19 protein-coding genes are annotated in these 26,765 nt (G+C 66.4%); 6 read left to right on the top strand and 13 right to left on the bottom strand.

Annotation, left to right across the window (positions count from 1 at the left end; translation table 11 throughout):
* Positions 1-26 precede the first annotated feature (26 nt).
* From WK25_RS18650 to WK25_RS18600, 12 genes are all read right to left on the bottom strand, one after another.
* On the bottom strand, positions 27-1,259 hold the full coding sequence (locus tag WK25_RS18650; RefSeq protein ID WP_069242328.1) for an oligosaccharide flippase family protein: 1,233 nt from the start codon (positions 1,257-1,259) through the stop codon (positions 27-29).
* A gap of 66 nt (positions 1,260-1,325) precedes the next feature.
* Complete coding sequence (locus tag WK25_RS18645; protein WP_069242327.1) at positions 1,326-3,563, bottom strand: polysaccharide biosynthesis tyrosine autokinase; 2,238 nt, start codon at positions 3,561-3,563, stop codon at positions 1,326-1,328.
* A 52-nt stretch (positions 3,564-3,615) separates the two neighbouring features.
* Positions 3,616-4,050: a low molecular weight protein-tyrosine-phosphatase gene (locus tag WK25_RS18640; protein WP_038571655.1), complete on the bottom strand. Its 435-nt coding sequence runs from the start codon at positions 4,048-4,050 to the stop codon at positions 3,616-3,618.
* The gene (locus WK25_RS18635; protein WP_038571653.1) at positions 4,047-5,225 is read right to left on the bottom strand and encodes a polysaccharide biosynthesis/export family protein; all 1,179 of its coding nucleotides are present in this window, start codon (positions 5,223-5,225) and stop codon (positions 4,047-4,049) included. Before WK25_RS18635 ends, WK25_RS18640 begins: the two co-directional genes overlap by 4 nt.
* A 172-nt stretch (positions 5,226-5,397) precedes the next feature.
* On the bottom strand, positions 5,398-6,459 hold the full coding sequence (locus tag WK25_RS18630) for a sugar transferase (protein ID WP_069242326.1): 1,062 nt from the start codon (positions 6,457-6,459) through the stop codon (positions 5,398-5,400).
* Positions 6,460-7,217: 758 nt separating this feature from the next.
* Positions 7,218-8,285, bottom strand: coding sequence for a helix-turn-helix domain-containing protein (locus WK25_RS18625; protein ID WP_080294432.1), 1,068 nt, complete (start codon positions 8,283-8,285; stop codon positions 7,218-7,220).
* A gap of 1,036 nt (positions 8,286-9,321) precedes the next feature.
* A complete protein-coding gene (gene pqqE, locus WK25_RS18620) occupies positions 9,322-10,464 on the bottom strand; it encodes a pyrroloquinoline quinone biosynthesis protein PqqE (protein WP_069242325.1) in 1,143 nt (380 codons plus the stop codon).
* A 1-nt stretch (position 10,465) separates the two neighbouring features.
* On the bottom strand, positions 10,466-10,747 hold the full coding sequence (pqqD, locus tag WK25_RS18615) for a pyrroloquinoline quinone biosynthesis peptide chaperone PqqD (protein ID WP_038571643.1): 282 nt from the start codon (positions 10,745-10,747) through the stop codon (positions 10,466-10,468).
* On the bottom strand, positions 10,744-11,463 hold the full coding sequence (pqqC, locus tag WK25_RS18610) for a pyrroloquinoline-quinone synthase PqqC (RefSeq protein ID WP_069242324.1): 720 nt from the start codon (positions 11,461-11,463) through the stop codon (positions 10,744-10,746). Before pqqC ends, pqqD begins: the two co-directional genes overlap by 4 nt.
* Positions 11,464-11,466: 3 nt before the next feature.
* A complete protein-coding gene (pqqB, locus tag WK25_RS18605) occupies positions 11,467-12,390 on the bottom strand; it encodes a pyrroloquinoline quinone biosynthesis protein PqqB (protein ID WP_069242473.1) in 924 nt (307 codons plus the stop codon).
* A gap of 63 nt (positions 12,391-12,453) precedes the next feature.
* Positions 12,454-12,528, bottom strand: a complete 75-nt coding sequence (gene pqqA, locus WK25_RS30580) for a pyrroloquinoline quinone precursor peptide PqqA (RefSeq protein WP_006410019.1) — start codon at positions 12,526-12,528, stop codon at positions 12,454-12,456.
* 293 nt (positions 12,529-12,821) lie between these two features.
* On the bottom strand, positions 12,822-14,867 hold the full coding sequence (locus WK25_RS18600) for a sigma-54-dependent Fis family transcriptional regulator (RefSeq protein WP_069242323.1): 2,046 nt from the start codon (positions 14,865-14,867) through the stop codon (positions 12,822-12,824).
* Positions 14,868-15,202: 335 nt separating this feature from the next.
* On the opposite strand from WK25_RS18600, the gene WK25_RS18595 reads away from it, so the two are divergent.
* Positions 15,203-16,192, top strand: coding sequence for an alpha/beta fold hydrolase (locus tag WK25_RS18595; RefSeq protein ID WP_226209067.1), 990 nt, complete (start codon positions 15,203-15,205; stop codon positions 16,190-16,192).
* Here the strand turns inward: WK25_RS18595 and WK25_RS18590 are convergent.
* Positions 16,177-18,477, bottom strand: coding sequence for a TonB-dependent receptor (locus WK25_RS18590; protein WP_069242322.1), 2,301 nt, complete (start codon positions 18,475-18,477; stop codon positions 16,177-16,179). The two genes, WK25_RS18595 and WK25_RS18590, sit on opposite strands and share 16 nt — an antisense overlap.
* Positions 18,478-19,140: 663 nt before the next feature.
* Here WK25_RS18590 and WK25_RS18585 point away from each other — a divergent pair.
* From WK25_RS18585 to acs, 5 genes are all read left to right on the top strand, one after another.
* Complete coding sequence (locus WK25_RS18585; RefSeq protein WP_059548893.1) at positions 19,141-20,868, top strand: methanol/ethanol family PQQ-dependent dehydrogenase; 1,728 nt, start codon at positions 19,141-19,143, stop codon at positions 20,866-20,868.
* An 84-nt stretch (positions 20,869-20,952) separates the two neighbouring features.
* Positions 20,953-22,230 carry a c-type cytochrome gene (locus WK25_RS18580; RefSeq protein WP_069242321.1) on the top strand — a complete coding sequence of 426 codons (1,278 nt, stop codon included), beginning with the start codon at positions 20,953-20,955 and terminating at the stop codon, positions 22,228-22,230.
* A gap of 76 nt (positions 22,231-22,306) precedes the next feature.
* A complete protein-coding gene (locus WK25_RS18575) occupies positions 22,307-22,624 on the top strand; it encodes a high-potential iron-sulfur protein (RefSeq protein WP_059548897.1) in 318 nt (105 codons plus the stop codon).
* A gap of 16 nt (positions 22,625-22,640) precedes the next feature.
* Positions 22,641-24,512: a sigma-70 family RNA polymerase sigma factor gene (locus tag WK25_RS18570; RefSeq protein WP_069242320.1), complete on the top strand. Its 1,872-nt coding sequence runs from the start codon at positions 22,641-22,643 to the stop codon at positions 24,510-24,512.
* Between the two features lie 255 nt (positions 24,513-24,767).
* Complete coding sequence (gene acs, locus WK25_RS18565) at positions 24,768-26,750, top strand: acetate--CoA ligase (RefSeq protein WP_069242472.1); 1,983 nt, start codon at positions 24,768-24,770, stop codon at positions 26,748-26,750.
* Positions 26,751-26,765 lie beyond the last annotated feature (15 nt).

Here is a 26,765-nt window from a genome sequence, read left to right as displayed (position 1 = left end):
TGTGCTCGTTCGTCGTGTCTGCGATCTCACGCCACCGCTCGCGGCGCGGACAGGCTTGTCCCGAGAACCCGGTAGGTGAGCGCGATGCCTGCCGCCATCAGCACCGTACCGGTCAGCGAAAAAACCTGCACGCTCGTGGCGGCCGACAGATCCATCAATCGCGCAATGCATAGCGCGCCGGCAAGACACACGCCGCAGGTCAGCTGAAACAGGAAATCGATACGTTGCGCACGCGCCGCCAGGAAGATCTGCGACAGCGGCACGTAGATCAGCTGCAAAGCGAACAGCGGCATCAGGCTGTGATAGAACCCGACCGAGCCGCGCCAGCTTTCGCCGAAGAACAGGTTGACGAGCGGCGCGAACAGCACGAGTCCGCCAGCCAGGTATATGGCCGCTAGCGCCGTGAGCGCGCGCGCGTAAATCCGGTACACGCGCGGCACCGTCGTGCCCGCATCCGCGCGTGCCATTGCGCCGATCGCGTCGCGGCGGAACACGCCGCCGACGCTTTGTGCGATCAGCGACACCGGAAAGAACCCGAGCCGGTACGCGGCGGCGAAGTAACCGGCGCTCTGCGCGTCGAACCAGTGCGGAATCGCGATCGACAGCGCGTAGGTCAGCACCGACGCGCATAGCGTCGACGGCAGGATATACAGCGCGAAACGCCGGTTCCTGACGAAAAATTCGCGCGAGAGCCGGAACGAATACCCGGACCGATAACCGGACAACAGAATCGCAACCGCCATCACGATCGATACCGCGACGCTCACCCACGTGTACAGCGCAAACACGTCGACATGCGCGCACGCATCGCACGCGAGCGACAGCATGAGGCCCGCGAGGAACGCACCGTTGACCACCACGCGGGACAGCGCGATCCAGCCGTAGCGCCGAAGGCTGTTCAGATAGGATCCGGCAGCCAGTTGCACGAACGTTGCCAGTGCATAGGCGGAAACCGGATACAGATCGCCACGGCCGGCGATCGCAAGCAGCGCCGTGACGCCGGCGACGACGGCCACGCTCAGCATCGTCACGTTGACGAACGCGTTGAACGATTCGCCCGGCACATCGTCGACGCACGCGAGCTCGTAACGCAACGCGAGCAGCGTGCCGATGAAGGTCGCAAGCGCGAGCAGATAGTTGAAGTGGCCGAGCGACTCCGGACCGAAACGCCGTCCGATCACGAATATGCAGACGAACAGCGCGATCTGCCCGGCCACGACGCCGGCGAGCGACACGATCGAATCCCGTGGATTGATCATCTCGCCTCCGTGTGCCGTGCACGACCGGATGCGCGCGACCGGCCCACGACGGCCATCCCGCAGGCGTCACGCATCCTGCACCCCGTATTCGTACGCGACGTAGCGATAACCGCCGTACTTCGACCCGTACCCGTACTGTCCGAGGCGCGGATTGACGCCGTTGAAGATCACGCCGTTCAGGCGAACGCCGTTCTGCGCGAAGCGCTTGGCCGACTCGCCGATTTCGCCGAGCTTCGTCTTGCCCGCCATCGTGACCAGCAGCGCGGTGCCGGCGACTGCGCCGAGTATGCCGGTATCCGGCACGGCGAGTACCGGTGCCGAGTCGATGACGACGATGTCGTAGCGCGACGACAAATCGCCGACCAGCGTCGCGAGATTGCGGTTCAGCAGCAGTTCGGCGGGATTCTTCGGCATCGTCCCCGTGGAGATGAAGTCGAGACCGTCGACCACTTCGCGGTGAATCACATCCTCCACGCGCGCGCTGCCTGCGATCAGCTCCGTGAAGCCGCGGCCGCGCGGGAAGCCGAGATAGTCGTGCAGCCGGCCCTTGCGGATGTCGCCGTCGATCAGCAACACCCGCTTGCCGGCGCTTGCCATGACCACCGCGAGGTTCGACGACAGAAAGGTCTTGCCGACGCCGGGAGCGGGACCTGCAATCAGCACGATGTTGTTTTTTGCCTCGAGCATCGCGAACTGCAGCGCAGTGCGCAAACTCCGCAGGCATTCGACCGCAGGCTCGTTCGGGAAGTCGATCGCCAGGATCGACTTGTGTCCGCTCTTGCGCGCAGCCTCCTCGGCCAGATCGCGCTGATGGTCGCTGATCGGCACCGTCGCGTACACCGCCAGGCCAAGACGACGCTCGATCTCATTGTGATCCGAGACGCCATGAAACAGCATCGACCGGAGGATCGCGGTGCCGCAACCCGCGAGCAACCCGAGCAGCACCGACGCCAGCACGACGAGCGCTTTCTTCGGCCGCACCGCCACTTCCGGCACCGCCGCAGTATCGACGAGGCGCACGTTGCCGGTCTTGCCCGCCTGCACGAGCTGCAACTGCTGCATGTTGTTGAGCAGTGCAGTGTACAAGTCGGTGTTGACCTTCACGTCGAGCATCAGCCGCACCATTTCCTGTTGCAGGTCCGGCAAGCGCCGGATCTGCTGCTCGGCCGCCTTCCGATAGCCGCCGAGCGCGGCGATCTGCTCGTCGATCACCGCGACGCTCGGGTGCCGTTCGGTGAAGCGCGACAGCAGTTCCTGCCGTTTCTGCTGTAGTTCGAGCAGGCGCGTCTTCGCGTCGGCGGTCTGCGCGAGCGCGAGCTTCGCCTCCTCGGTCAGATCGACCGTGCCACGCTCGTCGCGCAGTTTCGTCAACCGCGCTTCGGAATCGGTCAGCTGCTGCTTGAGCTGCGGCAACTGCGCAGTCAGAAATTCCAGCGACTGCGCTGCCTCCGCCGATTTCCGCTCGATGTTCTGCCGCACGTACTGACGGCCGATTTCGTTCATCGTGTCGCTGACCCATTTCGGATCGGTGTCCTGCAGGCTGGCGACGACGACATCCGACTGCTTCACGCGCTCCTGCACGTTGAGGCGGTCGCGGATGTCCTCGATTGTCTTCAGCCGCGAGTTGCGCACCAGTACGAACGCGGCGCCGGGTTTCGCGGCGATCGACGCGACCTGCAGCGTGATTGGGCCGCGCGGCGACCGGAAGCGTTCGAGCTCGCCGACCGTCCCTTCAACGGGTGCGTCGAGATCGCCGCCTTCCAGCCGATAGCGCTTGCCGCCGAGGCTTGTCAGCGTGAACGGGTCGCCTTCGTTCTTGCGCGGCACGTCGAAGCGCCGCACGTCGATGCGCTCGCGCGCCCAGACGTAGCCGCCGAAGCCGGCCAGGCCCGGATCGGACAAGCCGTCGCTGTGGCGCGCGATCCAGTCGCCGATCAGCGGAAAGCGCTTCGGCTGAGCGTCGATGAACAGGTTGAGCTTGTCGACCGCGCGTTCGACGACAAGGCGGGACGCGAGAATCTGCTGTTCGGCGGCGGCCGACGACTTGACGTCGAACAGTGACGAAACGTCGCCGAGCAACGACTTGGCAGCCGACGTGTCGGGGCTGTCCTCGACCTGGACCATGATGTTCGCTTCGAATACGGGCTTGCCGAGAATGGCATACGCGAGCCCGGCGGCGAGCAGCGCGCACGTAATGGCCGCGATCAGCCAGCGGCTTTCCAGCAGGATGTCGAGCACCGCGACGAAATCGGTCTCGCTGCCGTCATCGGCAGGTCGCTGCGGCGGGATGGAGGGTTGGGTCATGGCGACGATATGCGTGTATTGGGTTCCAGTGAGGCATCGACCTGCAGCCGCGTCAGACGATACGCAGGCGCTTCGACCACTCGGACACGCCGAGTTCGATCAGGCGTGCGCAGCGTTCGAACACGAAGCGGGGCTGGCGGTAAGGGTCGTGCACGTCGAAATCCGTGTACTCGCCGAGACGGAACACGCGACCCCGCACGAACGGGAACTGGTTCTCGAGCGACGTGCGCTGGCGGCGGTCCATCACGAGGATCAGGTCGGCGTCGATGCACAGTGAGCGGTCGACCTGCTGCGCGCGATGCGTCGACACGTCGAAGCCGCGCATCTGCATCACCTCGCATGCATACGGTGCGGCCGGCATGCCGACCAGCGCGTTCAGCCCGGCGGATGCGACGCGCCGCCCGGGCATGGCGTGCCGCAGCATCGCTTCGGCCATCGGGCTGCGGCAGATGTTGCCCTCGCAGACGATCAGGATCGATTCGATCATTTGGTCGCAATCGCCGCGGTCAGACCTGCGTTGACGGCAGGCAGCAGCAGGCTGAGCACGCGGCTGAAGCGCACGAGCCCGTTGCCGTCGACGTATACGATGTCCTTCGGCTTCAGCTGGAACTGATTGGCCAGTACCATCGCGACCGGCGAGCGTGCATCCAGGTGATAGACCTGCGGCCGCTCGTCCTGCATCCCGCGCACCACATACAGCTGAGCGGCGTCGGCCGTATTCGCGTTGAGGCTGCCGGCCTGCGCGATGGCCTCGCTCAGCGTCAGCCGACCGTTTCGCATCGGCAGCGCGGTGACCGGCTTGTTGACCTCGCCCATCACGAACACGCCACTCTCGTCGCGTGGCAATACGCGCACGAGATCGCCGTTGCGCAGCACGATCTTCGATGGATTGCGGCCCTGCTCGGCCATCTCGGTCAGGTCGATCCGTCGTTCGACGCCGTCGCGCACGAGCACGATGCGGCTCTGGTCTGCCGACGCGGAAAATCCCCCGGCCCGCCCGATCGCGTCATACAGCGTCATCGGAATGTCGTTCACGGATTGCGAACCAGGCGTATGCACCTCGCCCTCGATATACACCTGCTTCGCACGGAACGATGCAATGCGCACCGTCACCTGCGGATTCCTGAACGTCCTGTCGAGGCGGCGCGTAAGCTGCGTCTGCACCTGCTCGGCCGTCAGTCCGGCCACCGGCAACCGGCCCGCGAACGGAAATTGCAGCGTGCCGTCCTGATCGACGACGAAACCCGGCGGCGCATCCGCGGCGCGTGGCGCGGCCTGCGCGGGCGCGCCGAGTGCAGCGGCAAGCTCCGGGTGGTCCCAGACGGTGATCTGCAGCACGTCGCCGCGTCCGATGGTGTATGCGTCCGGCGCCGAGACGATATCGTGCGGTTCGCCGCGCGCACTGCGCTCGGAGTCGCGCAGGCGCCGGATCAGCGCCACATCGATGTTCGTGACCGGCACCGGGAGCTCCGCAGCGTTGTCGGCCGGCGTGGCGCCGTCGTGCAGCGGGATCGACGCCGGCTGCTGCATGCGCATGCCCGGCGCGATCCCGCATGCGCCCAGCAATGCACACAGCGGCAGGATCATCGCGATCCGGCCGGCCCGCGATGGCCGCCACGGCGCGCACGCGCGCGCCGACTCCGTTTGATGCAACCTCTGCATTACAACCTCGCACTTTTTTAATTTGGAATTGCTTCGGTCGCCCCGCGGCGTGTCGCCCGCGAGTACAGCACCCCTGTCGAGACCGGACATGCTTGTTGCCACTGCTTCTGCCAAATACCGCGTTGTCGCCGCACCGTGGCGCACTCGCGCGCGGACGCGCGCCGCTCGCGTACTAATACGCGCCGGAACCGCGCACCACGACGGTAATCGTCCGGAACAGAATGCCGATATCGCGACGCAGCGACCATTCGCGCACGTAGCGCACATCGAGCGACACGCGCGTCGCATAGTCGGTGTCGTTACGGCCGCTGACCTGCCAGAGGCCCGTCATGCCGGGCTTCGCCATCAGGTAGTAGCGCAAGTCGGCGCCGTAGCGCTCGAGTTCGGCTTCGACGATCGGACGCGGCCCGACCAGGCTCATGTCGCCCTTCAGCACGTTGAGCAGCTGCGGCAGTTCGTCGAGACTCGTCTTGCGCAGCAGGCGGCCGATCGGCGTGATGCGCACGTCGTGCTTGAGCTTGAATTCTCGATGCCATTCCGCGCGGGCATCGGCATCGCGCTCCAGCAGCGCCTTGAGCACCGCATCCGCGTTCGTCACCATCGACCGGAATTTCAGGCACTTGAACCGCCGGCCGTCGCGGCCGACGCGCTCGTGGCCGAAGATCGCCGGGCCGCCGTCGCGCCGCACGAGCCACGCGATGCCGAGCAACACCGGCGCGAGCATGACGAGCAGCAGCGACGCGCCGGCCAGGTCGAAGGTGCGCTTGACGATCCGCTTGATGCGGCTGACCGTGCGTTGCCCGTGCAGGTCGGCCTGCGCGATGGCCACCGCTCGCATCTGGCCGCTGGCCCGCTCGAGCATGCCGAAGATCGCGAGCGTCAGCGCGCGGAATGCGATCAGCCCGACCCCGCTCGCGAGCGTCCAGTACACGAACCACTGGCTCGACAGCACGTGAGCGCGGTGAAGCAGGTACAGCAGCGCGGTGCTCATGCCCTGCACAACGATCCAGGCGAGCACCGTGCGGCCGAGTATGTGCAGCGCCGAGCGCGTGCGCGCGGCCTCGTAGATGCCGCAGGCCGGAAATACCGACAGCGCGAGCGCGGCCGCGAACGCGACGAGCGCACCGTCGAACAGGGTTCCACGCACACCGCCGGTGGCACCTATCAACGCGGGAATGAACGCACCCAGCACGATCAGCCCGACATCGGTTGCCCGATTGATCAACGAATTCATTGATATGAACTCCTAATTCATCGTCCAACATCCGTTCGCGATGCAGCGGAGCCTCGTGCCGCGGCGCGTCCATCGGGCGCGCCTGTCGCGATACCGTTGCTTCAACGTTTCCGCAGCGCATCATATTCGCCGCGACTCGTGCCTCCACCGTCGTCGTCCGAATTCGCCTTGCTGATGGCGGAACACATCAAGGCAGGTTCGGAGCGCGAATTATTCGATCGCTTTCATAAATAGAACGATGCAGGTTTAATCCACACTCAACGGTCATGCACAACCATTTCCTGTCGAATTTCAATTGCGCGTACGACGCGCCATTGCATGCGGATTCGCCACTCGGCACGCGTGCCGCCGCTTGCGCATCGTGCGTTCGACGCACCGACGCGGTACGGCGGCAGGCTGGAGGCGAGCATCCGCTCATCGAAGGCCGGACACTCGCTCATTGAATAAAAAGGCCTGCACGGTGTGCGCAATGCAGCACGGCAGGCAAAATTCCGAGGAGTGCCGGGGTGCTGACTCCTCGAAAGGCCAGCCGATAAATTAATCGGGGGAAGCGGTTTTGGATCGGTCCGTGTCGGACCGCGCCACGATTGTGGCTGAATCCGCCTTCGTCGCATGAAGCGCGATTTATGGCGGGAATTGACGAAATCCGAATAACGCATTCTTTATCCGGATTGGACATTAATTCCTTCGCACGATGCAATTGCGCCGCATCGGCCGACGCGGCGCACGGCCGCGCACGTCACACGTCGATGGCACGTCTACGATGGTGCGCCGCTCATCCAGTCGCCAAAGTCCGATGTGAAGAGCAGGTCCGCCGATGCGCCGCCGCTCTTCCGGGCGGCCGCGCGATATTCGGTCGGGGACGTCTGCAGGTGCTGACGAAACAGTTTAGCCATCCGGTCGCCGCTGCCGAGGCCGGTGCGGCGCGCGACCTTGTCCGCCGGAAGGTCGGTCTCGATCAGCATGCGACACGCCTTTTCGAGCCGGATTTTCAACACGAACTCGGTCGGGGTAACGCCGATCTCGTTCTTGAAGCGCCGCAAGAAATTGCGCTCGCTCATCGCTGCAGCCTGTGCGGCATCGGCAATCGAAATCCGGTTCTCGCTGTTCACGCGAAGATGATGCGCGGCCATCCGGATCAACGTGCTCGCGCGCGCGACACGCGCGCCGAACAACACGTCGGTCAGCTTGCGGTTCGCACCGGATACCATGCACATCACGATTTCCTGCGCGATTTCGTAGCCCATGTCGGTCCTGACGATCGACAATGCGTCGGAAAACGGCCCCTCGTCTTCGTCGCCCGTCTCGCCGTCTTCGCGGCCGTCGGATGACGCATGACCGCAGTTCATCCCGGCCGCGGCCTTTTCGGCGCCCTTCTGGGTCAGGTGAATCTGCGCGAGCAATTTGCGACCGCCGTGACTGCCGCGCACGACCCGCGCGCGCTGATACGCATGCCGCAGCCAGCCGATCAGCTGTTCGTCAAGCGCGTCGATTCCATCCTGACCGCTCAGCACGAACATCGCGTGCACCGTGCTCGCCTCCAGCGTACGGGCCGCTTCTGTCCATATGCCGACGCCCGATGACGAACGGACCGGGCCGCCATGCACCGAATACAGTCGCAATTCGTACCGGTCGGTAAAAGACCCGTCGGCGCGCCCTAGCTGATTTGCGAGTTCGAAAACGGCGGCCAGCTTGCCCATTTGCATGATGGAAAAACCTTCGAGCAACAGTACGATTACGCTTGCTCGTTGATGCCCGTTGCCGGCGCTTCTACCACGATTCACGCTTAACCCCGTCGAGAAATGAGTCGACACTGTTTGCATCATTACCGCCCTTTAACAATTTTTTACATTTGTCTTTTCTGCGCCGCATCATAGGGGCGACCCTCGCCCGCTGATTTCGCACTGTCCGTTTTTGCCGTGTTGTTGTCCGAATCCATCAAGCCCGTGGTACGGCACTATTTATTGAGATTTGTCACACCCTGTAGAAATGCGCACATACAACTGTCCAGGCAATTGATCTGCATCAACATCTGACAATTTGAATCGGGATAACCGAGACAACTCGTCCCGCGAAGAGCGACGAGAGGGGGAAACCGGCGAGTCGGCGGATTGCGGCTGGCACTGCCGCATTGAACGTCGGAGGAGTATGGCGATGAGAATGCGTGACCACCAGCGGTTTCATTCCCGTGGTGCACAACCGGATACCGGTACCGTGTGAATCACGCGTCCAAAGAATGACGTCGGCAGGCCGTGCGCACCGGCCCGCCGGGCTGCCCGGCCGCTACCTCGCTTAATCGCGCATTTCGAGTGAAGTTCGACGTCGCGGGGCACTGCGGTGCGCTTTAAGCGTCCGCACGCCATGCGTCTACCGGCATTTGCGCGGCCGCGATACGGAATGGCGGAGTGAATCGACGAAGCCGCATTTGCATTTGGCGCACTTCGATTTCATGAAAGCGCACTCCCGAAGAGCGTGGCTCGCATTAATGTAAATCGCGCGAATATTTCATATCGTATGGCCAACGTAAAACCGGCCGCGGCATCGAATGCTTCGATATAGCGTCGCGCAAACGTTGTCGCCGAAATGGCCGATCGCTGATTACATCGCGTTACTCCGCTTTACGTTCGATTGCGCGGGATGCGTATGGCCCGCGAATCCGCGGTCATTGCGCGGGGCGGGTGTACGCGCTTCTGTCATATCCGAACGCGTGCAGGTAAGCACTGAAATCGCCCCGCGGGGCGAATCGTTCTTGTGACCGTCGTGCGTCGGTCGAAAGGGGGAGTCGGGCGAGGCAGGACACGCAGCGCCGGATGCCGACGCGCTACGCATCCATCGAAGACGCGTTTGAATTAAAAAGGCGTTTCAGACATCGGATGGAGCGGGGCGCCCGACCGAATTGGCAACACTGCGAAAAACCAGCGGCCGCTCGTCCTGCCGTGCCGGCCGCCGCGCGAACTGCACCGCCTGCTCGACGACGCCGTGATGTGCGGACTTCGCACACACGGGATCGGCCTCTGCCGGATCGCCGGCAAGCATGTATGCCTGACATCGGCATCCGCCATGATCCGCGTGACGCTCGTCGCAGGTGCGGCACGGGTCCCGCATCCAGCCGTCGCCGCGAAATGCATTGAACGCGTCGCTTTCGTACCAGATCTCCTTTAGCGAACGGTCACGCACGTTCGGCAGCGCGAGGCCCGGCAGCGAGCGTGCGGCATGGCACGGCAGCGCGGTGCCGTCCGGCGCGACGCCGAGGAATACCGAGCCCCACCCGTTCATGCAAGCCTTCGGGCGGTGCTCGAAGTAGTCCGGGACGACGAACAGGATCTTGCACCGCTCGCCGACGAGCTTCCGGTAGCGGTTGACGGTTTCCTCCGCTTCGCGCAGCTGCTCGGCGGTCGGCATCAGCTGGTCGCGATTGAGCATCGCCCAGCCGTAGTACTGGGTGTTCGCGAGCTCGAGAAAATCGGCGCCGAGATCGAGCGCCATCTCGATGATCTGCGCGACGTGCGGCAGGTTGTACCGATGCAGCACGCAGTTCAGCACCATCGGGTAGCCGCGCGACTTGATCATCCGGCCCACGCCGCGCTTCAGTTCGAATGTGCGCGTGCTCGTCAGGAAATCGTTCAGCTCGCGCGTCGAATCCTGCAACGACAGCTGGATGTGATCGAGCCCGGCGGCCTTGAGCCGGTCGATGCGTGCGTCGGTGAGGCCCACGCCCGACGTGATCAGGTTGGTATAGAAGCCGAGCGAACGCGCATGCTGCACCAGATCTTCAAGATCGCCGCGCTGCAGCGGCTCGCCGCCGGAAAAGCCGATCTGCGCCGCGCCGAGCGCACGCGCGTCGCCGATCACCGCACGCCACGTGTCGGTGTCGAGTTCCGGCCCATGCGTCGCGAAGTCGACGGGGTTGTAACAGAACGCGCAATGCAGCGGGCACCGGTACGTAAGCTCGGCGAGCAGCCACAGCGGCGGGGACGGCCGGTTCGGAGCGGATGTCGTGTCCATGTCAGTCGAGCCAGCCGCGCAGTCGCGCGTGATCGAGAAAGCGGTAGACGTCCGACGCGAGATCCGACGTGCTGAACAACTGCTCGAGCTCGTCGATGATGTCGTCGAGCTCGCGCGTGCCGTCGCAGCGCGCGAGGATCTCGCCCGCGCTCGGATTGAGCCTGACCATCCCTTCCGGATACAGGAGCACGTACGCATCCTGGGCCGCCTCCCATTGCAGACGGTACATGCCCTTAAGCGAAGGACGCAGCGGCACGCCGCTGACGGCGTCGTTGGTATTCATGCCGGATACGCCTTTTCAATTGCGTCGAGGATCGACCACAGCACATCGAGTTTGAACGACAGGATGTCGAGCGCGCGCCGTTGCGCGGCCGGGGTCGTGAAATGGCGCAGCGTGACCGCAAGCCCGTGCTCGACGTCGCGCTGTGCGAGCGGCACGCGGCTGCGGAAATACTGCAGCCCTTGCGCATCGATCCACGGATAGTGCGACGGCCAGCCAGCGAGCCGGTCGAGGTGGATCTGCGGCGCGAACATCTCGGTCAGCGACGAGCACACGGCTTCCTGCCATGGCGCGCGCCGCGCGAAATTGACGTATGCGTCGACCGCGAATCGCACGCCGGGCAGCACGTGCTCGAGCGACCACAGTTGCTCGCGCCCGATCCCGACCGCTTCGCCGAGCCGCGCCCACGCTTCGATCCCGCCCTCCTGATCGCCGTGGCCGTCATGGTCGAGAATGCGCTCGACCCATAGCCGGCGCGTGTCGCGATCCGGGCAATTGGACAGGATCGCCGCATCCTTCAGCGGAATGCTGACCTGATAGTAGAAGCGGTTCGCGACCCAGCCGCGGATCTGCGCCGGCGAACACTCCCCGGCATTCAGCCGCCGGTTGAACGGATGATGGATGTGGTAGCGCGATTCGAGCGCGCGCAGGCGCGCCTCGAATTCCTCCGCGCTCCAGGGCGTCGCGTGCAGCGCAGCGGCGGGAATCGGTGCGTTCATGGGTCAAACCTCGAATTGCATGCCGTCGTGGGCGACCTCGATCCCGTGCTCGCGCAATTTCGCACGCTGCACCGAGCCGGGGTCGAGAATCGGATTCGTGTTGTTGATATGCGTGAGCACCTTGCGCGTGCGCGCGGGCAACATCCGCAGCCGGTCGATCATGCCCGGCCGTGTCGGATCGCCGCACTGTGCGAGATGGCCCATGTCGGCCGCGTGCTTCGACGACAGCCCGAGATCGATCATCTCGGTGCCGGTCCAGAACGTCCCGTCGACCAATACGAGATCGGCGTCGCGCATCGCGGCACGCACGCCGTCGTCGACGTCGGCAAGCCCCGGCGCGTAGAATGCGCGCCGGCCGGTCCGCGTGTCTTCGATCAGGAATGCGATGTTGTCACCTTCCACGCTCGCGTCGCGGCGCGGCGAATAAGGCGGCGGCTTGCTGTCGACGGGCACGGCGGTGAAGCGCAGGCCGGGTGCGCCCGCAATCGCGAACGGTTCGGCCGATGCGATCGCGTGCACGTCGACGCCGCAGTAGTGGCCGAGCAGCGGCACGATCGGCAAGCCGGTCGACAGATCGTCGAGCACCGGCGCGCTCGCGTACAGCGGCAGCGGTGACGTGCGCTCGCGCAGCATCAGCAATCCGGTGACGTGATCGATCTGCGCGTCGCAGAGCACGACGGCCACGATCGCGGTGTCGCGCATCGCACGGGCCGGTTGCAGGTCGGGATTGGCGCGCAACTGCGCGAGAATGTCCGGCGACGCATTCACCAACACCCAGTCGATGTCGTTGCCGCTGACCGCGATCGACGATTGCGTGCGCGGCACGATGCCGTCGGTGCCGGCCCGCGCACGACGGCAGTTGCCGCAGTTGCAGTTCCACTGCGGCAGCCCGCCGCCGGCGCCCGACCCGAGTATCTTGATCTTCATCTGCGTGTGCTCCCGGTGCCGCCGCATCGTGTACGTCGATGCGGGCGGCACTGCGCGCGTCGATCAGCGGTTGGCGATGTACATCGTGATTTCGAAGCCGAAACGCAGGTCGGTATAGGCGGGAGTGGTCCACTGCATGATGTGTCTCCTTGTTGAGTTGGTGAGTCGAAACAACCGCATCGATCAAGCGGCCGATACTCATTCAGCAAGGAGTGTGCCGGGGACGGTTTTGCGGCGTGCGACGGCCCGCGCGCGCATGCGGCTGCCAACGGGTGCGCATGCCACCGGCATTCTTACGATTTCAATACAGCTTTATTTCATAAACCATCGATCGATGGTTCGCGGTGTGCGCCGCCGACTGAGCAGGTGTTGAATCCGTGAACACCGGGGTGTTGCAACCTGACACACCCCTGTGACACTTGCGCCCGCGCTCAATGTTCGTCCGGCTCCCGCGCGTCCGTCCCGGCGGCCGGCATCTTGCGATAGATCGTATTGCGCGACACGCCGAGCGCGCGGGCGGCGGCCGACACGTTGCCGCCATGGCGCGCAAGTGCGGCCGCGATCGCCGAGGCCGCCACGTCCTGCAGCCGCGCATCGCAGGCGGTCGCCGTCGGCGCGAACGTCGCGGCTTGCGCGGCGGACGGCGCCGTCGCCGCGCCGCCGTGCTGCGCGGTCTGCGCGGTCTGCGCGGTCTGCGCGGTCTGCGCACTGTCGCGGCGCAGGTCGTCGAAGAAATCGTCGGGCAAATGCTCGCACCGGATCTCGCAGTCGTCGTCGACCATCGCGGCCGCCGTTCGCAGCAGGTTCGCGAGCTGCCTGAAGTTGCCCGGCCACGCACAGCGCTCGAACAGCGCCATCACGTCCGACGCGACGCTGAGCGGGCGGCGGCCGGGCCCCGACAGCGTCTCCCGCTGCAGCATCTTCTGCACGACCACCGCCAGATCGGTGCGGTCGCGCAGCGGCGGCAGGCGCACGACGAGGCCGTTGAGCCGGTAGTACAGGTCCTCGCGGAAACGGTTCTGCGCAATCATGTCGCGCAAGTCGCGGTGCGTCGCGCAGATGATCGCGATGTCGACGCCGATTGCCTTCGTCGAGCCGAGCGGATTGACGATGCGCTCCTGCAGCACGCGCAGCAGTCGCACCTGCAGCGGATAAGGCATGTCGCCGATCTCGTCGAGAAACAGCGTGCCGCCGTTCGCCTGCAGCAGCTTGCCGGTCGCCCCCTTGCGACGCGCGCCGGTAAATGCGCCCTCCTCGTAACCGAAGAGTTCCGATTCGATCAGCGTCTCGGGAATCGACGCGCAGTTGACCGCGACGAACGGACCGTCGCGGCGCGGCGAGTCGTTGTGGATCGCCTGCGCGAGCAGTTCCTTGCCGGTCCCGGTCTCGCCTGTGATCAGCACCGGGATGTCCTTGCCGATCACCTTGCGGACTTTCGCGATCACGGCCGCAACCTGCGGATCGCCGGTGTCGAGATAGCTGAGCCGCGACAGGTTTGCCGCACCCTGCGGCGCGCCGGACCGCGCGGGCGGCGCGGCGCCGTCGTGCACTTCGGCGGGCCGGCTGCCTTCGGCGCGCAACGCGCGCCGGAACTGCACACGCGCGCAGACCACCGCGCCGTTGCCGAGGTTCAGCGACACGTGCGGCTCCGTGCTCGCGCGCATACGGTCGATCAGCTGCGCGCTCGTCACGTCGAACAGCGACGCGAGCGTATGCGCGCGCAGCGCCGCGAGCGGCATGCCGAGCTGGAACTGCGCGCTGCGGTTCGCCGACAGGAAGCGGCCGTCGGCCGTGAACGCGACGATCCCTTCCATCAACGTGCCGAGGAATTCGGGGCGGCCGTGGAACGACACCTGCAATGTCTCCTGGAACGTCGTCGTAAACAGGTGGTTCTCGATCATCTGCACCGACATCTTCGCGAGCGCCATCGTGTGCTGGTGATAGCTGCGGTGGTCGCCGGTCACGTCGAGCACGCCGATCGCGTCGCCGTACGGATCGAGGATCGGCACGCTCGAGCAGGTCAGGAAATGGTTCGCGGCCAGGAAATGCTGATCGCCGTGCACGACCATCGGGCACAGCTCGGCCAGCGCGGTACCGATCGCGTTGGTGCCCTGCCGGTTCTCCGCCCAGTTCGCGCCGGGGCGCAGCGCGACGCGCTCCGCGCGCCGCAGGAAGTCGTCGTCGCCGATCGAGTGAAGAATCAGCCCTTCCGCATCGGTCAGCACGATCATGCTCTGCGTGTTCACGATCTGCTCGTGCAACGTCTCCATCACGGGCATCGCATGCACGCACAGCACGCGGTTCTGCTCGCGCTTGAGCGCCAGCGCGGCGCCGGACAGCACGTCGTAGTCGGGGCGTGCGGACGCCTGCAGGCCGAACGTTTCGGACCGCTGATGGGACTTCTGGATCGTCGGCGTCGGCCAGCCGGGCACCTGCGTAGCCCGTGCGTTGGCCGTCGGATGAACGTCATCGCGCATTGTCTCCTCCGGGGATCCTGCCGGTCGGTGCCGGACTGTTTCCCATAGGTGCAAGCAAACATCGGGCCACGACGGGTTATGCGCGCGGCGTTGTCCGGCCACGGCGCCGTGCCGCGCAACATGAAAGGAAAACGCAAGAATGACAGCGGGACGCGCGCAACGCTGCGCAGACCGTTCCAGCCCATCGCGAACGTGTTAGCGTGAAACGCGCTCGCGTCGCCACCCGGACGAATCCCTATCTGCCTTACTGGTGCGATTCTGGCTTCATACGTTTCATCTCACCGGAGGCCGCATTGCGCGGCGCCGCTGCCCTCGCCGCCACGAACGATCGACATATGCAACCGCTCCGCCGCTCCTCCATCCGCATGCGCCACCTGTCCCGCGATGCGTGCACGATCGCGTGGACCGAAGCCGGCGACCCGCGCGGCGAGCCGGTCGTCGTACTGCACGGCGGCCCCGGCAGCGGCAGCCGTCCCGCGGTGCTGCGCCTGTTCGACCTCACGTGCATGCGCGTCGTGCTGGTCGACCAGCGTGGCGCAGGCGCGTCGCTGCCACGCGGGGGCTTGCGGCACAACGACACGATGAGGCTCGTCGGCGACCTCGACGCGCTGCGCGCGCGGCTCGGCATCGCACGCTGGGGCGTCGTCGGCGGATCATGGGGCGCCGCGCTCGCGCTCGCGTATGCGGGACGGTACCCCGAGCGCGTGACCGGCGTCGTGCTGCGCGGGTTGTTCCTCACATCGCCGCGCGAAGTGCGCGGCCTGTTCGTCGGCGCGCGCGCGCGGGCGCCCCGCGCGTGGCGACGCCTGACGGCCGCCGCCGGCACCGCATGCGGCCGTCGCCTGATCGACAGCTGCGCGCGACGCCTGCAGCCCGGTGCCGGCGTCGCGCGGCAACGCGCGCTCGCGCTCGCGTGGAACGCGTATGAAGACGCGATCCTCACCGGCCGGCCGACACGCGGCGCGCGGCCGACGCAACCCGCGATCGATCGACTGGTCGACAAATATCGAATCCAGGCGCACTACCTGCAGCGCCATTGCTGGCTCGGCGAGCGCCGGCTGCTCGCGCTTGCGCGACGGGCCGCGCAGGCCGGCGTGCCGATCCGCGCCGTGCACGGCACGCGCGACCGCGTATGCCCGGTCGACAACGTCGATCGTCTCGCTCGCGCGGTGCCGGCCGCGATCGTCGAACGTGTGCGGGCCGGTCACCTCGCGAGCGACGATGCGCTCGCGCGCGGCGTCACGCGTGCGGTGCGCGACATGCTCGCCGTCTCCGTGCCCGACACTGCGCAGCCTGTCGACTCGCCGGTTCAGTCCCACGCGTAGCGTGCGCCGATCCATGCGCCGCGCGGCGCGCCCGGGCCGATGAACTGCTCGTTGACCGGGTTGAGCCCGTCGAAGCCGTGATTCGGGCCGTTGAAGAAGTTGCGCCCAAGCGTCCCGAAGCTCGCGTAGCGCTTGTCGAGCAGATTGGTGACCGACGCGAACAGTTGCATGCGCTTCGTCACCTGCCACGTCGTATCGACGTCGACCAGGACATAGCCGGGGATCTTGCCGTTCACATCCCGGTTGTTCTCGTCGCCGCGCGCGAATACGCCGCTGCGGTACGTGACGTTGGCGCCGACGTTCCACTTCGGGGTCGCCGCATAGTCGAGCCGCAACTTTACGGTGCTCGACGGAATGCACGGCATGCGGTCGCCGGACCGCACGACGATGTTGCCCTGTGCGTTCGCGCTCGAATTGCTCGCACTGCTTTCGGTCCATGTCGACCGGTAACGCGCATCAACATAGCTGTAGCTGACACCGATGCCGACGGGACCCAGCCGCGTATGGCCCGCGAGTTCGACACCCTGACGGCGGGTCTTGCCGACGTTCTGGAAATAGCCGAGCGTGCCCGCGCCGCCGTTGCTGCTGATGAACTGGATGTCGTCGTCGAGCGTCGTGCGGTAGACGGCCGCGCTCCATGTCGTCGCGTCCGCGATGCGGCCGCGCGCGCCGAATTCGATCGTCTTCGCGATCACCGGTTTCAGCGCCGGGTCCGCCAGAAAGTCGTTCGGCAGCGAGCACGGCGCGGCTGGATCGGCGCATGCGAGCTCGATCGCGGTGGGCGAGCGCATGCCCTCGTTGTACGTCGCATACGCGGTGAATCCCTGCACTGGATTCCACGTAACGCCGACGGCAGGGTTGAAGCGCGCGAACGTATGGCGCGCGTCGAGCAACGGCTGCAGGCCGCTCACGTCCTCGATCGCCGCGCGCGACCAGTTGTAGCGGCCAGCCAGCGTCAGCGACCACTGCCGCGTCAGCGCGAGCGTATCGTCGAAGTAGACGCCGTAGTTCGCATTGCGTGTCTTCGCGCGCGTCGTCGGCGTGAAGTCGCCGATCCCGATCGTCGCGCGCGTCTGCGTGAACGTCGCATCCTGCGACGACTGGTCGAAACCCGAGTTCGCAAGATCGGCGGACGCGCCCACGACGAACTGGTTCTCCATGCCCGCGACCTTGCCGAGCAGTGTCAGTTGCAGGTTTGCACCATAGCTGTCGGTCGCGATCGCCGATCGATCGTTGGTCGCCTGCCGGGTCTGGGTCGCGCCGTTGTCGTCGACACTGCCGAAATCATCGTTCACGTTGCTGCTGATGTTGGTGTTGCGGTAATGACGGTAATAAACGTTCCCGCTGAGCTGCACGTGATCGTTGAACGAATGATCGCCGGACATCGTCACGTATGCGGCGCTGTTGCGATTCAGGTCGGGATATGTGTACGCCTGCGCGCGGTTGTCGAGGAACGAGCGCGGAATCGTCTGCGTGCCCTGCAGCGAATTCTCGGCGCCGCCGGCGGAGATCGACAGCGTCGTATCGGCATCCGTATAGCGCAGCTTGCCGAAGCCCTGCCGCACGCGGCTGCCGTTGTGATCGGCCCAGCCGTTGTCGTTCGTCACGTTGCCGGTCACGTAGTAGTCGACGTGGTTGCCGATGCGCCCGCCCTGCTCGAGTTGCGCCGTCTTGCGGCCCCACGACCCGATCGACACCTCCGCCGCGCCGCCCGGACTCGTCCTGCCGTTCTTTGTGGTGATCGCGAGCGCGCCGCCGAGTGTGTTCAGGCCGAAGGTCGGATTCGAACCGGGAATCAGTTGCATCGTGTCGATCGCTGCCTGCGGAATGAGATCCCAGTTCACGACGTCGCCGAACGGTTCGTTCACGCGCACGCCGTCGACGAACACCGACAGGCCCTGCGGCGTGCCGACGACCGGCGACGCGGTGAAGCCGCGGTAATTCACGTCTGCCTGATACGGATTGCCCTGCGCCTCGTTGATGTCGACGCTCGACACGTTCTTCTCGAGATAGTCGGTCAATACGCTGCGGTGCTGACCGGCGACGTCGCCGCCTCGAACGGTCTGCACATTGGCCGCCACGCGCGACAGCGGCGTACCGATCCCGAGCAGCGGCGTCGTGCCGACGACCACGATCGGCGCGAGCATCGGCGCAGCGACGTCGTCGGCCGGCGTTGCCTGCGACGACGCCGGCGCCGCCCAGCCACCCAGCATGCCGCCAACGCATAGCGTGACGCTCGCGCGCCGTGCGGCGACGCAGCGCTTCGATGCGTGCAGTCCCTTCATCTCCCGTCTCCTCCAGCCTGTTGTTTATGTCGTTATCCGTAACGATGCATCGACGGTAGACGCCGCTGCAGCGCTCGAGCTCGCTCTGACCGACGCACTACATCGGAGAGCGACGGAACATCGCACGGCTTGCGTCGCACGGCGTGGACAACGGCAAGAAGCATGCCGATCGCCGAACCGTTCCGCCGCGGCCACCCTGCCGCGGCTGCGCAGACAAGCGCGATGCTCGACTGTTGCAGCCCGTGACAACGCCGTTGCACCTGTGTCAATTTGGATCAACGCCGCCGCTGCGCGCGACATCCACGCGCACATCTGCCGCAATCCGTCGGAATGTCCGACGGTCATTGCCCGCTGCGTGCATGCGTTCCGCCACAGACGGAATCGATACGGACGCCGTCCGCGCCGCACCGTCAGCGCTGCGCTGTCATGTTTCGCAACACTTGGGCAACGTCTGTCCCTGAACGCAACACACGCGGATCAACCCCACTACTCCGCGCGCGTCGCCGCCGCGCGCTCAATCGCCAGCTCTGCCTTGCAGCGCAACCTTCGCGAAGCAATGGCATGCGATTTGCGTGACTGGGTGCGCACTGAACCCGGAACCCCACCCAGCCGGCCTGGCCGGATGTTGGCCGCGGTGCGACCACAATGACTCAGGAGACAACCATGAAGAATCTCTCGGCTTCGACGAGCCGACTGGCAATGATCGGCATCGCGGCAGCAGCTGCGATCGCCTTGAATCCCGGCGTCGTGGATGCCGCCGCGGATTACCCGGCCGTCACGTACCAGCGTCTCACCGATGCGCAGCGCGATCCGGGTTGGCTCACCTACTACCGTACGTACAACGGCCACGCGCATTCCCCGCTCAAGCAGATCGACCCGTCGAACGTAAATCAGCTCACCCAGGCATGGAGCTACAAGTTTCCGGCCGAGCTGAAGCAGGGCTTCGAAGCAACGCCGATCATCAACGGCCGCTACCTGTTCGTGACCACGCCGAAAGACAACGTGTACGCATTCGATGCGGCCACCGGTGCGCAGCTGTGGAAGTACGAGCCGAAGCTCGGTGCGGAATCGTTCAAGACGGCCTGCTGCGACGTCGTGAACCGCGGCGTCGCGCTGTACGGCAAGAACGTGTACGTCGCGATGCTGAGCGGCGAAGTGGCCGCGCTCGATGCGCAGACGGGCGCGCTCGTGTGGAAGAAGCAGATGTTCGAGCCGGGGCTCGGCTATGCGTTCTCGCTCGCGCCGCTCGCGATCGACGGCGCGATCGTGGTCGGCAGCTCGGGCGGCGAATACGGTGCGCGCGGCTTCATCGCCGCGCTCAGCCCGACCGACGGCTCGGTGCTGTGGAAGCGCTTCACGATCCCCGGTCAGGGCGAGAAGCACGGCGATACGTGGCCGGACGGGATGCAGGCGCATGGCGGCGCGCCGGCGTGGCTGACCGGCACCTACGACGCGGCGACCCGCACGCTGTACTGGGGCGTCGGCAACCCGGGCCCGTGGCTCGCGGATCTGCGCCCCGGCGACAACCTGTATTCCGATTCGCTGCTCGCGCTGGACCCGAAGAACGGCGAGCTCAAATGGCATTACCAGTACACGAAGCACGACACCTGGGACTATGACGGCGTCAACACGCCCGTGCTCGCGACGATCAAGTACAAGGGCAAGGAGCACGACGCGATCATCCACGCCGACCGCAACGGCTACTTCCACGCGATCGACCGCGACAGCGGCAAGCTGATCTACGCGGAGCCGTTCGTGAAGGCGACGTCGGTCACCGGCTACACGGAAGACGGCGCGCCCATCCAGGATCCCGCGAAGTATCCGAAGGTCGGCACGACGATCGACACGTGTCCGAGCTTCCTCGGCGGCAAGAACTGGTGGTCGGTGTCGTACGACCCGGAGCGCCATCTCGCGATCGTGCCGTCGCTGCATGCGTGCATGAGCCTGTCGGGCAAGTCGGTCAACTACATGGAAGGGCTGCCGTACCTCGGCGAAGGCTTCGAGATCAAGCCGGAGCCGGGCAGCGAAGGCTACGGCGAACTGCAGGCGATCGACGTGAACACCGGCAAGAAGGTGTGGAGCCACTGGAGCAAGCTGCCATGGAACGGCGGCGTCGCGACGACTGCAAGCGGCCTCGCGTTCAGCGGCTCGCTCGACGGCCATCTGTACGCGTTCGACGTGTCGACCGGCAAGGTGCTGTGGGAAAGCCCGAAGCTTGCGAGCGGAATCATCGCGCAGCCGTCCGTGTTTGAAGTCGACGGCAAGGAGTACGTAGCGGTGCTCGCCGGCTACGGCGGCGCGAATCCGATTTGGGGCGGCCCGATGGCGAAGGCGGCAGACGATGTGCCGCGCGGCGGCACGCTGTACGTGTTCGCGCTGAACCGCGGCTGAGCATCGTCCGCTTCAACCGCATGACGCCCGCGCCGCCGGCGCGGGCGCCTTCTCCCCGTCACTCTTTCAACCGAGCGTCCGATCATGAACATTCGATATTCCCGCGTCGCCGCAGCCTGTGCGCTCGCGGCATGCACGGCGCTGTCTCCGGCGCCGGCCACGGCAGCGACGCCCGTGCGCGTCTGCTCGCTGCCCGGCACGCCGACGGCCGCCCTCGACAAGGCCGTCGCCCGCGCCGTGTTCCGCACGGCCGGCATCGCCGCAACGTTTGCCGCGCACGAGGCCGGCGGCGGCGACGACGACGGCGTGTCCGCACACGAACTCGCCGGCATCCTCGAACGCGACTGCGACGTGCTCGCCGGCTTCCCGCGCTCGGCGATCGCCGACGCATCCGACACGAAACTGCTGTTTTCGCAGGGTTACCTGCGTTCGGGCTACGTGAGCGTCACGCGCCGCGACGCCGGCACGCCGGCGGCCGGCCGGGAAATCGTCGCGGCAACCTACGCGAGCCCCGCACAACTGATCGCGGTCCAGCAGAAGGGCGCGCGCTTCGATCTCGAGAACACGTCCGCGCAAACGGTGGACGCGGTCGCCCGCGGCCGTGCGCATCGCGCGATCGTCTGGTATCCGGCAGTCGTCGCGTATCAGGCCGCGCATCCGAAGCAGGCGTTCCGTATCGGCGCGACGTCGTCGCCGTATGCGGACTGGCAGCTTACGTTCGCGTTCGCGCCGCGCTCGGCCGTGCTGCAACAGCGCATCGACGCAGCGCTTACGCAGATGACCCGCGACGGCCGGCTCGCCGCGCTGACGCGCAAGTGGGCGCTGCCCGGCAGTGCGCTCGAAGCGCACGAGTCGCGTGAGTCGCACCAGTCGAGCACGCCTGCACGCTTCCTCGACGGTGCAATGGCGGCAGGCAGCCGTTCGACATCCGGGCTGCTGCACGCGCGCAACGTGCGCGCAGGCGGGGGCTTCATCCGGGTCGGCGCGAGCGCGGGCGACGCAGCGCCCGCATTCGACGCCGCGCAAGTCGCCCATGGCAAGGAGATCTACGGCAACGCCTGCGCGAAATGCCACGGCGCCGACCTCGAAGGCAATACCGCGCCCGCGCTGAGCGGCCCGTCGTTCGCGCCGCTGTCGCATTCGCATCTGACGATCGGCGGCGTATTCGGCTACATGGCGACCAACATGCCGGCGGACCAGCCCGGCAAGCTGAAGGACGACGAATACGCGGACCTGATGGCGTTCCTGCTCGCGTCCAACGGCTATGTCGCGAGCAACGCGAAGCTGACGGCCGATACCGCGCGCGGGTCGACTGCGCCGCTCGTCGTCGGTCCGGCCGGGCACAAGGAGGCGAGCCAGTAACACCTGCCCGAGCGGCAGAACGATGCGATGCGTGCCGCGCCCTTCTCCACAATTTCATCTTCATCAGGAAACGAACGTGACATATCCGACCCCCCGCAGAACCTTCCTCGTCCACGCCGTCGGCCTGTGCGCGACGCTCGCCGCCGCACGCACCGCATTCGCGGCGCCGCCGCTCGTCGACGAGAACGATGCCGCCGCGAAAACGCTCGGCTACCGCGCGCACGCGTCGAGCGTCGACGCGGCGCAGTTCCCGAAATACCAGGCCGGCCAGCGCTGCTCGAACTGCCGCTTCTACAAGGGCGAAGCAGCGGATGCGAGCGGCACGTGTCCGATGTTCGGCGGCAAGCTGGTCGCGGCGGACGGCTGGTGCAACGTCTATGCGAAGCGCGCGTGACACAGCGCGCGGCGGGATGCCGGTGCGGTCCGCACCGGCATCCGCGGCAGGCAGTGGCGGTGGCGGCACACTGCCGCACGCCGCCGCGCATCTGCAAGCGCTGATCGCGACGGGCCTGTCGCGCGGTTTCGTCACGCGCGGCGACATCATCGACGCACTGCCCGACGACGACGCGCACCACAGCGGCGTCGACGCGGCGGCCGCGGTGCTCGGCGAGCTCGGCATCGCCGTGCGCGACCGTACCGATACCGCGAGCGGCTGGACGCTCGAGCGCTACTTCCGCCCGGCGCCGGCCGCGCGCGCATGGGTCGACGGGGCCGGTGCACTCGCCGCGGCGGAATTGCTCGCGCCGCGCACGACTGATCCGGTCCGGCTGTACCTGCGCGAAATGGGCATGACGCCGCTTCTCACACGCGACGAGGAATTCGCCTATGCCCGGCGGCTCGAACGCGGGCGCGCGGCATCGGTCGCGGTACTGTGCGGCGATCCCGAAGCACTCGACGCGCTGGTTGCCATCCGCACGGAAATCGCCGAATGCCGGAGCCCGGCATCGATCTACGTGGTCTGTCTCGCCGATGGCGCGGGCGACGATGCACGATCCGTCGACGCCGCGGCACACGCTGCGCCGGCCATCGCAGGTGAATCCATCCGCGCCGACGAAGGCGACGACATGAGCCCACGCCACGACGATTCCGTGCAGCGCAACGCGATCGTGGCACGGCTCGCCGGTCTCGACGCGCTGGCCCGCAGCATGCGCGCGGCGCTCGCGACCGGCGGCACGGCGTCGGCCGCCTATCGGGCAAATGTCCGCGACGCTGCGGCGTTGCTCGGCACACTGCATCTGTCCGCTCGAGCGCTCGAGCGCATGAGCGAAGCATTGCGCGCCCGCGCACGCCGACAGCGCATGCTGCGCGGCCGGCTGGCGCGCATGCTGGCCGAGGTGGGCGTTGCGTCGTCGTTCGCGCATGCGGCCGACGCGGACCACGCGGGCTGGCTCGCGTCGTGCATCGCCGCGCATCCGGCCTGCGGGCCGATCCTCACACGGCGCGCTGCGGACTTCGTCGATGCGCGTGACACGATCGTGCGCGATGCCCGGACATCGGCGCTTCCGCCCGACGCGACCGCAACGCTCGATGCGCGCCTTGGCGCGATCGAACGCGCGATGCACGCCGCCCGCAACGGGCTGTTCGATGCGAATTTGCGGCTCGTCGTGTCGATTGCGAAGCGCTATCCCGATCGCGGGCTGCCGTTCGCGGACCTGATCCAGGAAGGCAACATCGGCCTGCTGAAGGCAATCGAGCGCTACGACTATCGGCGCGGCTTCCGGTTCTCCACCTACGCAACCTGGTGGATCCGGCAGGCGATCACGCATGCGCTCGCCGATTTCGGCCGCACGATCCGCGTGCCCACGCATACGGCCGACGCGCTGAACAAGCTCGCGCGAATCGCGCGCGAACACCGGCAACGCGCGGGCACGGCGCCCACGCCCGCGCAACTGGCCGCTCACATGGGCGAACCGGTCGACAAGGTGCGCGACCTGATGGCGATCGTCAAGGAACCGGTATCGGCCGACGTGCCGATCTCGCCGGAAGGCGACATGACGTTCGCGGACGTCGCGCCGGACTTGTCGTCGCCGTCGCCGGAGGAGGCCGCCGGCGCCGCGCAACTGCGCAGAACGATCGCCGCCGCGATCGACCGGCTGCCATCGCGCGAAGCGACGGTCCTCCGGCTGCGCTATGGGCTGCAAACGGACGAGGGCTGCTCGCTGCGCGACATCGGACGCCAGCTGAACCTGTCCGCCGAACGCGTGCGGCAGATCGAAGCGGCGGCACTTGCGCGCCTGCGCGCATCCGACGCGCTGGGCGCGCTCCGGTCATTCATCGCGTAGCACGGCTGCGCGCCCGCCTCGGTGCGGTTCGCCGTGTTGACGCGTGCAACAGCCACTGCTGCATTTCGACGCAACCGGCTGCCGGGCGGAAGCGCCGATCGCCCGGTTCGTTCATGCTTCGCAGTACCGATCCAACGTCATGAACCGCATGGCGGCTCGGGATGCCGGCCGTTTCGAGCGAGTGCCGCATCGATTGGCATGCAAGTTGCGTTTCGACAGTCACGCGACCACTGCACGATTTTCATGGAGAACACCTTGAGCGCCCTCGTATCGATCCTTCAGGAACACAGAATCTTCGAACCGTCGGCCGACACGCGCGAGCACGCGACCGTCTCCGGCATGCCGGCCTACCGCGCACTGGCCGCCGAAGCCGAGCGCGATTACGAAGGCTTCTGGGCGCGCCTCGCACGCGAGGGCCTGAGCTGGCACAAGCCGTTCACGAAGGTGCTCGACGAGAGCAATGCGCCGTTCTACAAGTGGTTCGACGACGGCGAGCTCAACGCGTCGTACAACTGCCTCGACCGTCACGTCGAAGCCGGCAACGGCGAGCGCGTCGCGGTGATCTTCGAGGCCGACGACGGCGCCGTCACCCGCGTCACCTACGCCGAGCTCCTCGCACGCGTGTCGCGCTTCGCGAATGCGCTTAAAAAACGCGGCATCGGCAAGGGCGATCGCGTCGTCATCTATATCCCGATGTCCATCGAAGGCATCGTCGCGATGCAGGCCTGCGCGCGCATCGGCGCCACGCACTCGGTCGTGTTCGGCGGCTTCTCCGCGAAGTCGCTGAACGAGCGCCTCGTCGACGTCGGCGCGGTGGCGCTCATCACCGCCGACGAGCAGGCGCGCGGCGGCAAGACGCTGCCGCTCAAGAGCATCGCCGACGAGGCACTCGCGATGGGCGGCTGCGAGGCAGTCAAGAGCGTGATCGTCTATCGCCGCACCGGCGGCAAGATCGACTGGTATGCGCACCGCGACCTGTGGATGCACGAACTGGTCGACGGCGAGTCCGACACCTGCGCGCCGGAATGGGTCGGCGCCGAGCATCCGCTGTTCATCCTCTATACGTCCGGCTCGACCGGCAAGCCCAAGGGCGTGCAGCACAGCACCGGCGGCTACCTGCTGTGGGCCGCGCAGACGATGAAGTGGACCTTCGACTGGAAGCCCGCCGACGTGTTCTGGTGCACCGCCGACATCGGCTGGGTCACCGGCCACACCTACATCGCGTATGGCCCGCTCGCGTGCGGCGGCACGCAGGTCGTGTTCGAGGGCGTGCCGACGTATCCGGACGCCGGCCGCTTCTGGAAGATGATCGGCGATCACAAGGTCACCGTGTTCTACACCGCGCCGACCGCGATCCGTTCGCTGATCAAGGCCGCCGAAGCCGACGAGCACGTTCATCCGAAGCGCTACGACCTGTCGAGCCTGCGCATCATCGGCACGGTCGGCGAGCCGATCAATCCGGAAGCGTGGATGTGGTATCACAAGCACGTCGGCCAGGAGCGCTGCCCGATCGTCGATACCTGGTGGCAGACCGAAACCGGCGGCCACATGATCACGCCGTTGCCGGGTGCGACGCCGACGGTGCCCGGTTCGTGCACGCTGCCGCTGCCGGGCATCATGGCTGCGGTGGTCGACGAGACGGGGCAGGACGTACCGAACGGGCAAGGCGGGATTCTGGTCGTCAAGCGTCCGTGGCCGTCGATGATCCGCACGATCTGGGGCGACCCGGAGCGCTTCAGAAAGAGCTACTACCCGGAGGAACTGGGCGGGCGGCTGTATCTGGCAGGCGACGGCACGGTGCGCGACAAGGACACCGGCTACTTCACGATCATGGGGCGCATCGACGACGTGCTCAACGTGTCGGGCCATCGGCTCGGTACGATGGAGATCGAGTCGGCGCTGGTGTCGCACGAGCTGGTCGCGGAAGCGGCGGTGGTCGGCCGCCCGGACGACACCACCGGCGAAGCGGTGGTCGCGTTCGTCGTGCTCAAGCGTTCGCGCCCGGAAGGCGACGAGGCGGCGGCGCTCGCGAAGGCATTGCGCGACTGGGTCGGCAAGCAGATCGGGCCGATCGCAAAACCGAAGGACATCCGGTTCGGCGACAACCTGCCGAAGACGCGCTCGGGCAAGATCATGCGGCGCCTGTTGCGCTCGCTCGCGAAGGGCGAAGCCATCACGCAGGACACCTCCACGCTCGAGAACCCGGCGATCCTCGAGCAGCTGGGCCGCTCCCTCTGACGAAGCGGCCGGCCT

It is taken from the genome of Burkholderia latens (assembly GCF_001718795.1).
GTDB classification, from domain to species: domain Bacteria; phylum Pseudomonadota; class Gammaproteobacteria; order Burkholderiales; family Burkholderiaceae; genus Burkholderia; species Burkholderia latens_A.
Note: the sequence above shows the minus strand (reverse complement) of the source record. Positions and strands in the feature narration are given on the sequence as shown.

Excerpts from the sequence above, each read along its gene's own strand:
- WK25_RS18650 (WP_069242328.1), bottom strand. The coding sequence starts at position 1,259 with ATGATCAATCCACGGGATTCGATCGTGTCGCTCGCCGGCGTCGTGGCC.
- WK25_RS18645 (WP_069242327.1), bottom strand. The coding sequence starts at position 3,563 with ATGACCCAACCCTCCATCCCGCCGCAGCGACCTGCCGATGACGGCAGC.
- WK25_RS18640 (WP_038571655.1), bottom strand. The coding sequence starts at position 4,050 with ATGATCGAATCGATCCTGATCGTCTGCGAGGGCAACATCTGCCGCAGC.
- WK25_RS18635 (WP_038571653.1), bottom strand. The coding sequence starts at position 5,225 with ATGCAGAGGTTGCATCAAACGGAGTCGGCGCGCGCGTGCGCGCCGTGG.
- WK25_RS18630 (WP_069242326.1), bottom strand. The coding sequence starts at position 6,459 with ATGAATTCGTTGATCAATCGGGCAACCGATGTCGGGCTGATCGTGCTG.
- WK25_RS18625 (WP_080294432.1), bottom strand. The coding sequence starts at position 8,285 with ATGATGCAAACAGTGTCGACTCATTTCTCGACGGGGTTAAGCGTGAAT.
- pqqE (WP_069242325.1), bottom strand. The coding sequence starts at position 10,464 with ATGGACACGACATCCGCTCCGAACCGGCCGTCCCCGCCGCTGTGGCTG.
- pqqD (WP_038571643.1), bottom strand. The coding sequence starts at position 10,747 with ATGAATACCAACGACGCCGTCAGCGGCGTGCCGCTGCGTCCTTCGCTT.
- pqqC (WP_069242324.1), bottom strand. The coding sequence starts at position 11,463 with ATGAACGCACCGATTCCCGCCGCTGCGCTGCACGCGACGCCCTGGAGC.
- pqqB (WP_069242473.1), bottom strand. The coding sequence starts at position 12,390 with ATGAAGATCAAGATACTCGGGTCGGGCGCCGGCGGCGGGCTGCCGCAG.
- WK25_RS18600 (WP_069242323.1), bottom strand. The coding sequence starts at position 14,867 with ATGCGCGATGACGTTCATCCGACGGCCAACGCACGGGCTACGCAGGTG.
- WK25_RS18595 (WP_226209067.1), top strand. The coding sequence starts at position 15,203 with ATGCAACCGCTCCGCCGCTCCTCCATCCGCATGCGCCACCTGTCCCGC.
- WK25_RS18590 (WP_069242322.1), bottom strand. The coding sequence starts at position 18,477 with ATGAAGGGACTGCACGCATCGAAGCGCTGCGTCGCCGCACGGCGCGCG.
- WK25_RS18585 (WP_059548893.1), top strand. The coding sequence starts at position 19,141 with ATGAAGAATCTCTCGGCTTCGACGAGCCGACTGGCAATGATCGGCATC.
- WK25_RS18580 (WP_069242321.1), top strand. The coding sequence starts at position 20,953 with ATGAACATTCGATATTCCCGCGTCGCCGCAGCCTGTGCGCTCGCGGCA.
- WK25_RS18570 (WP_069242320.1), top strand. The coding sequence starts at position 22,641 with ATGCCGGTGCGGTCCGCACCGGCATCCGCGGCAGGCAGTGGCGGTGGC.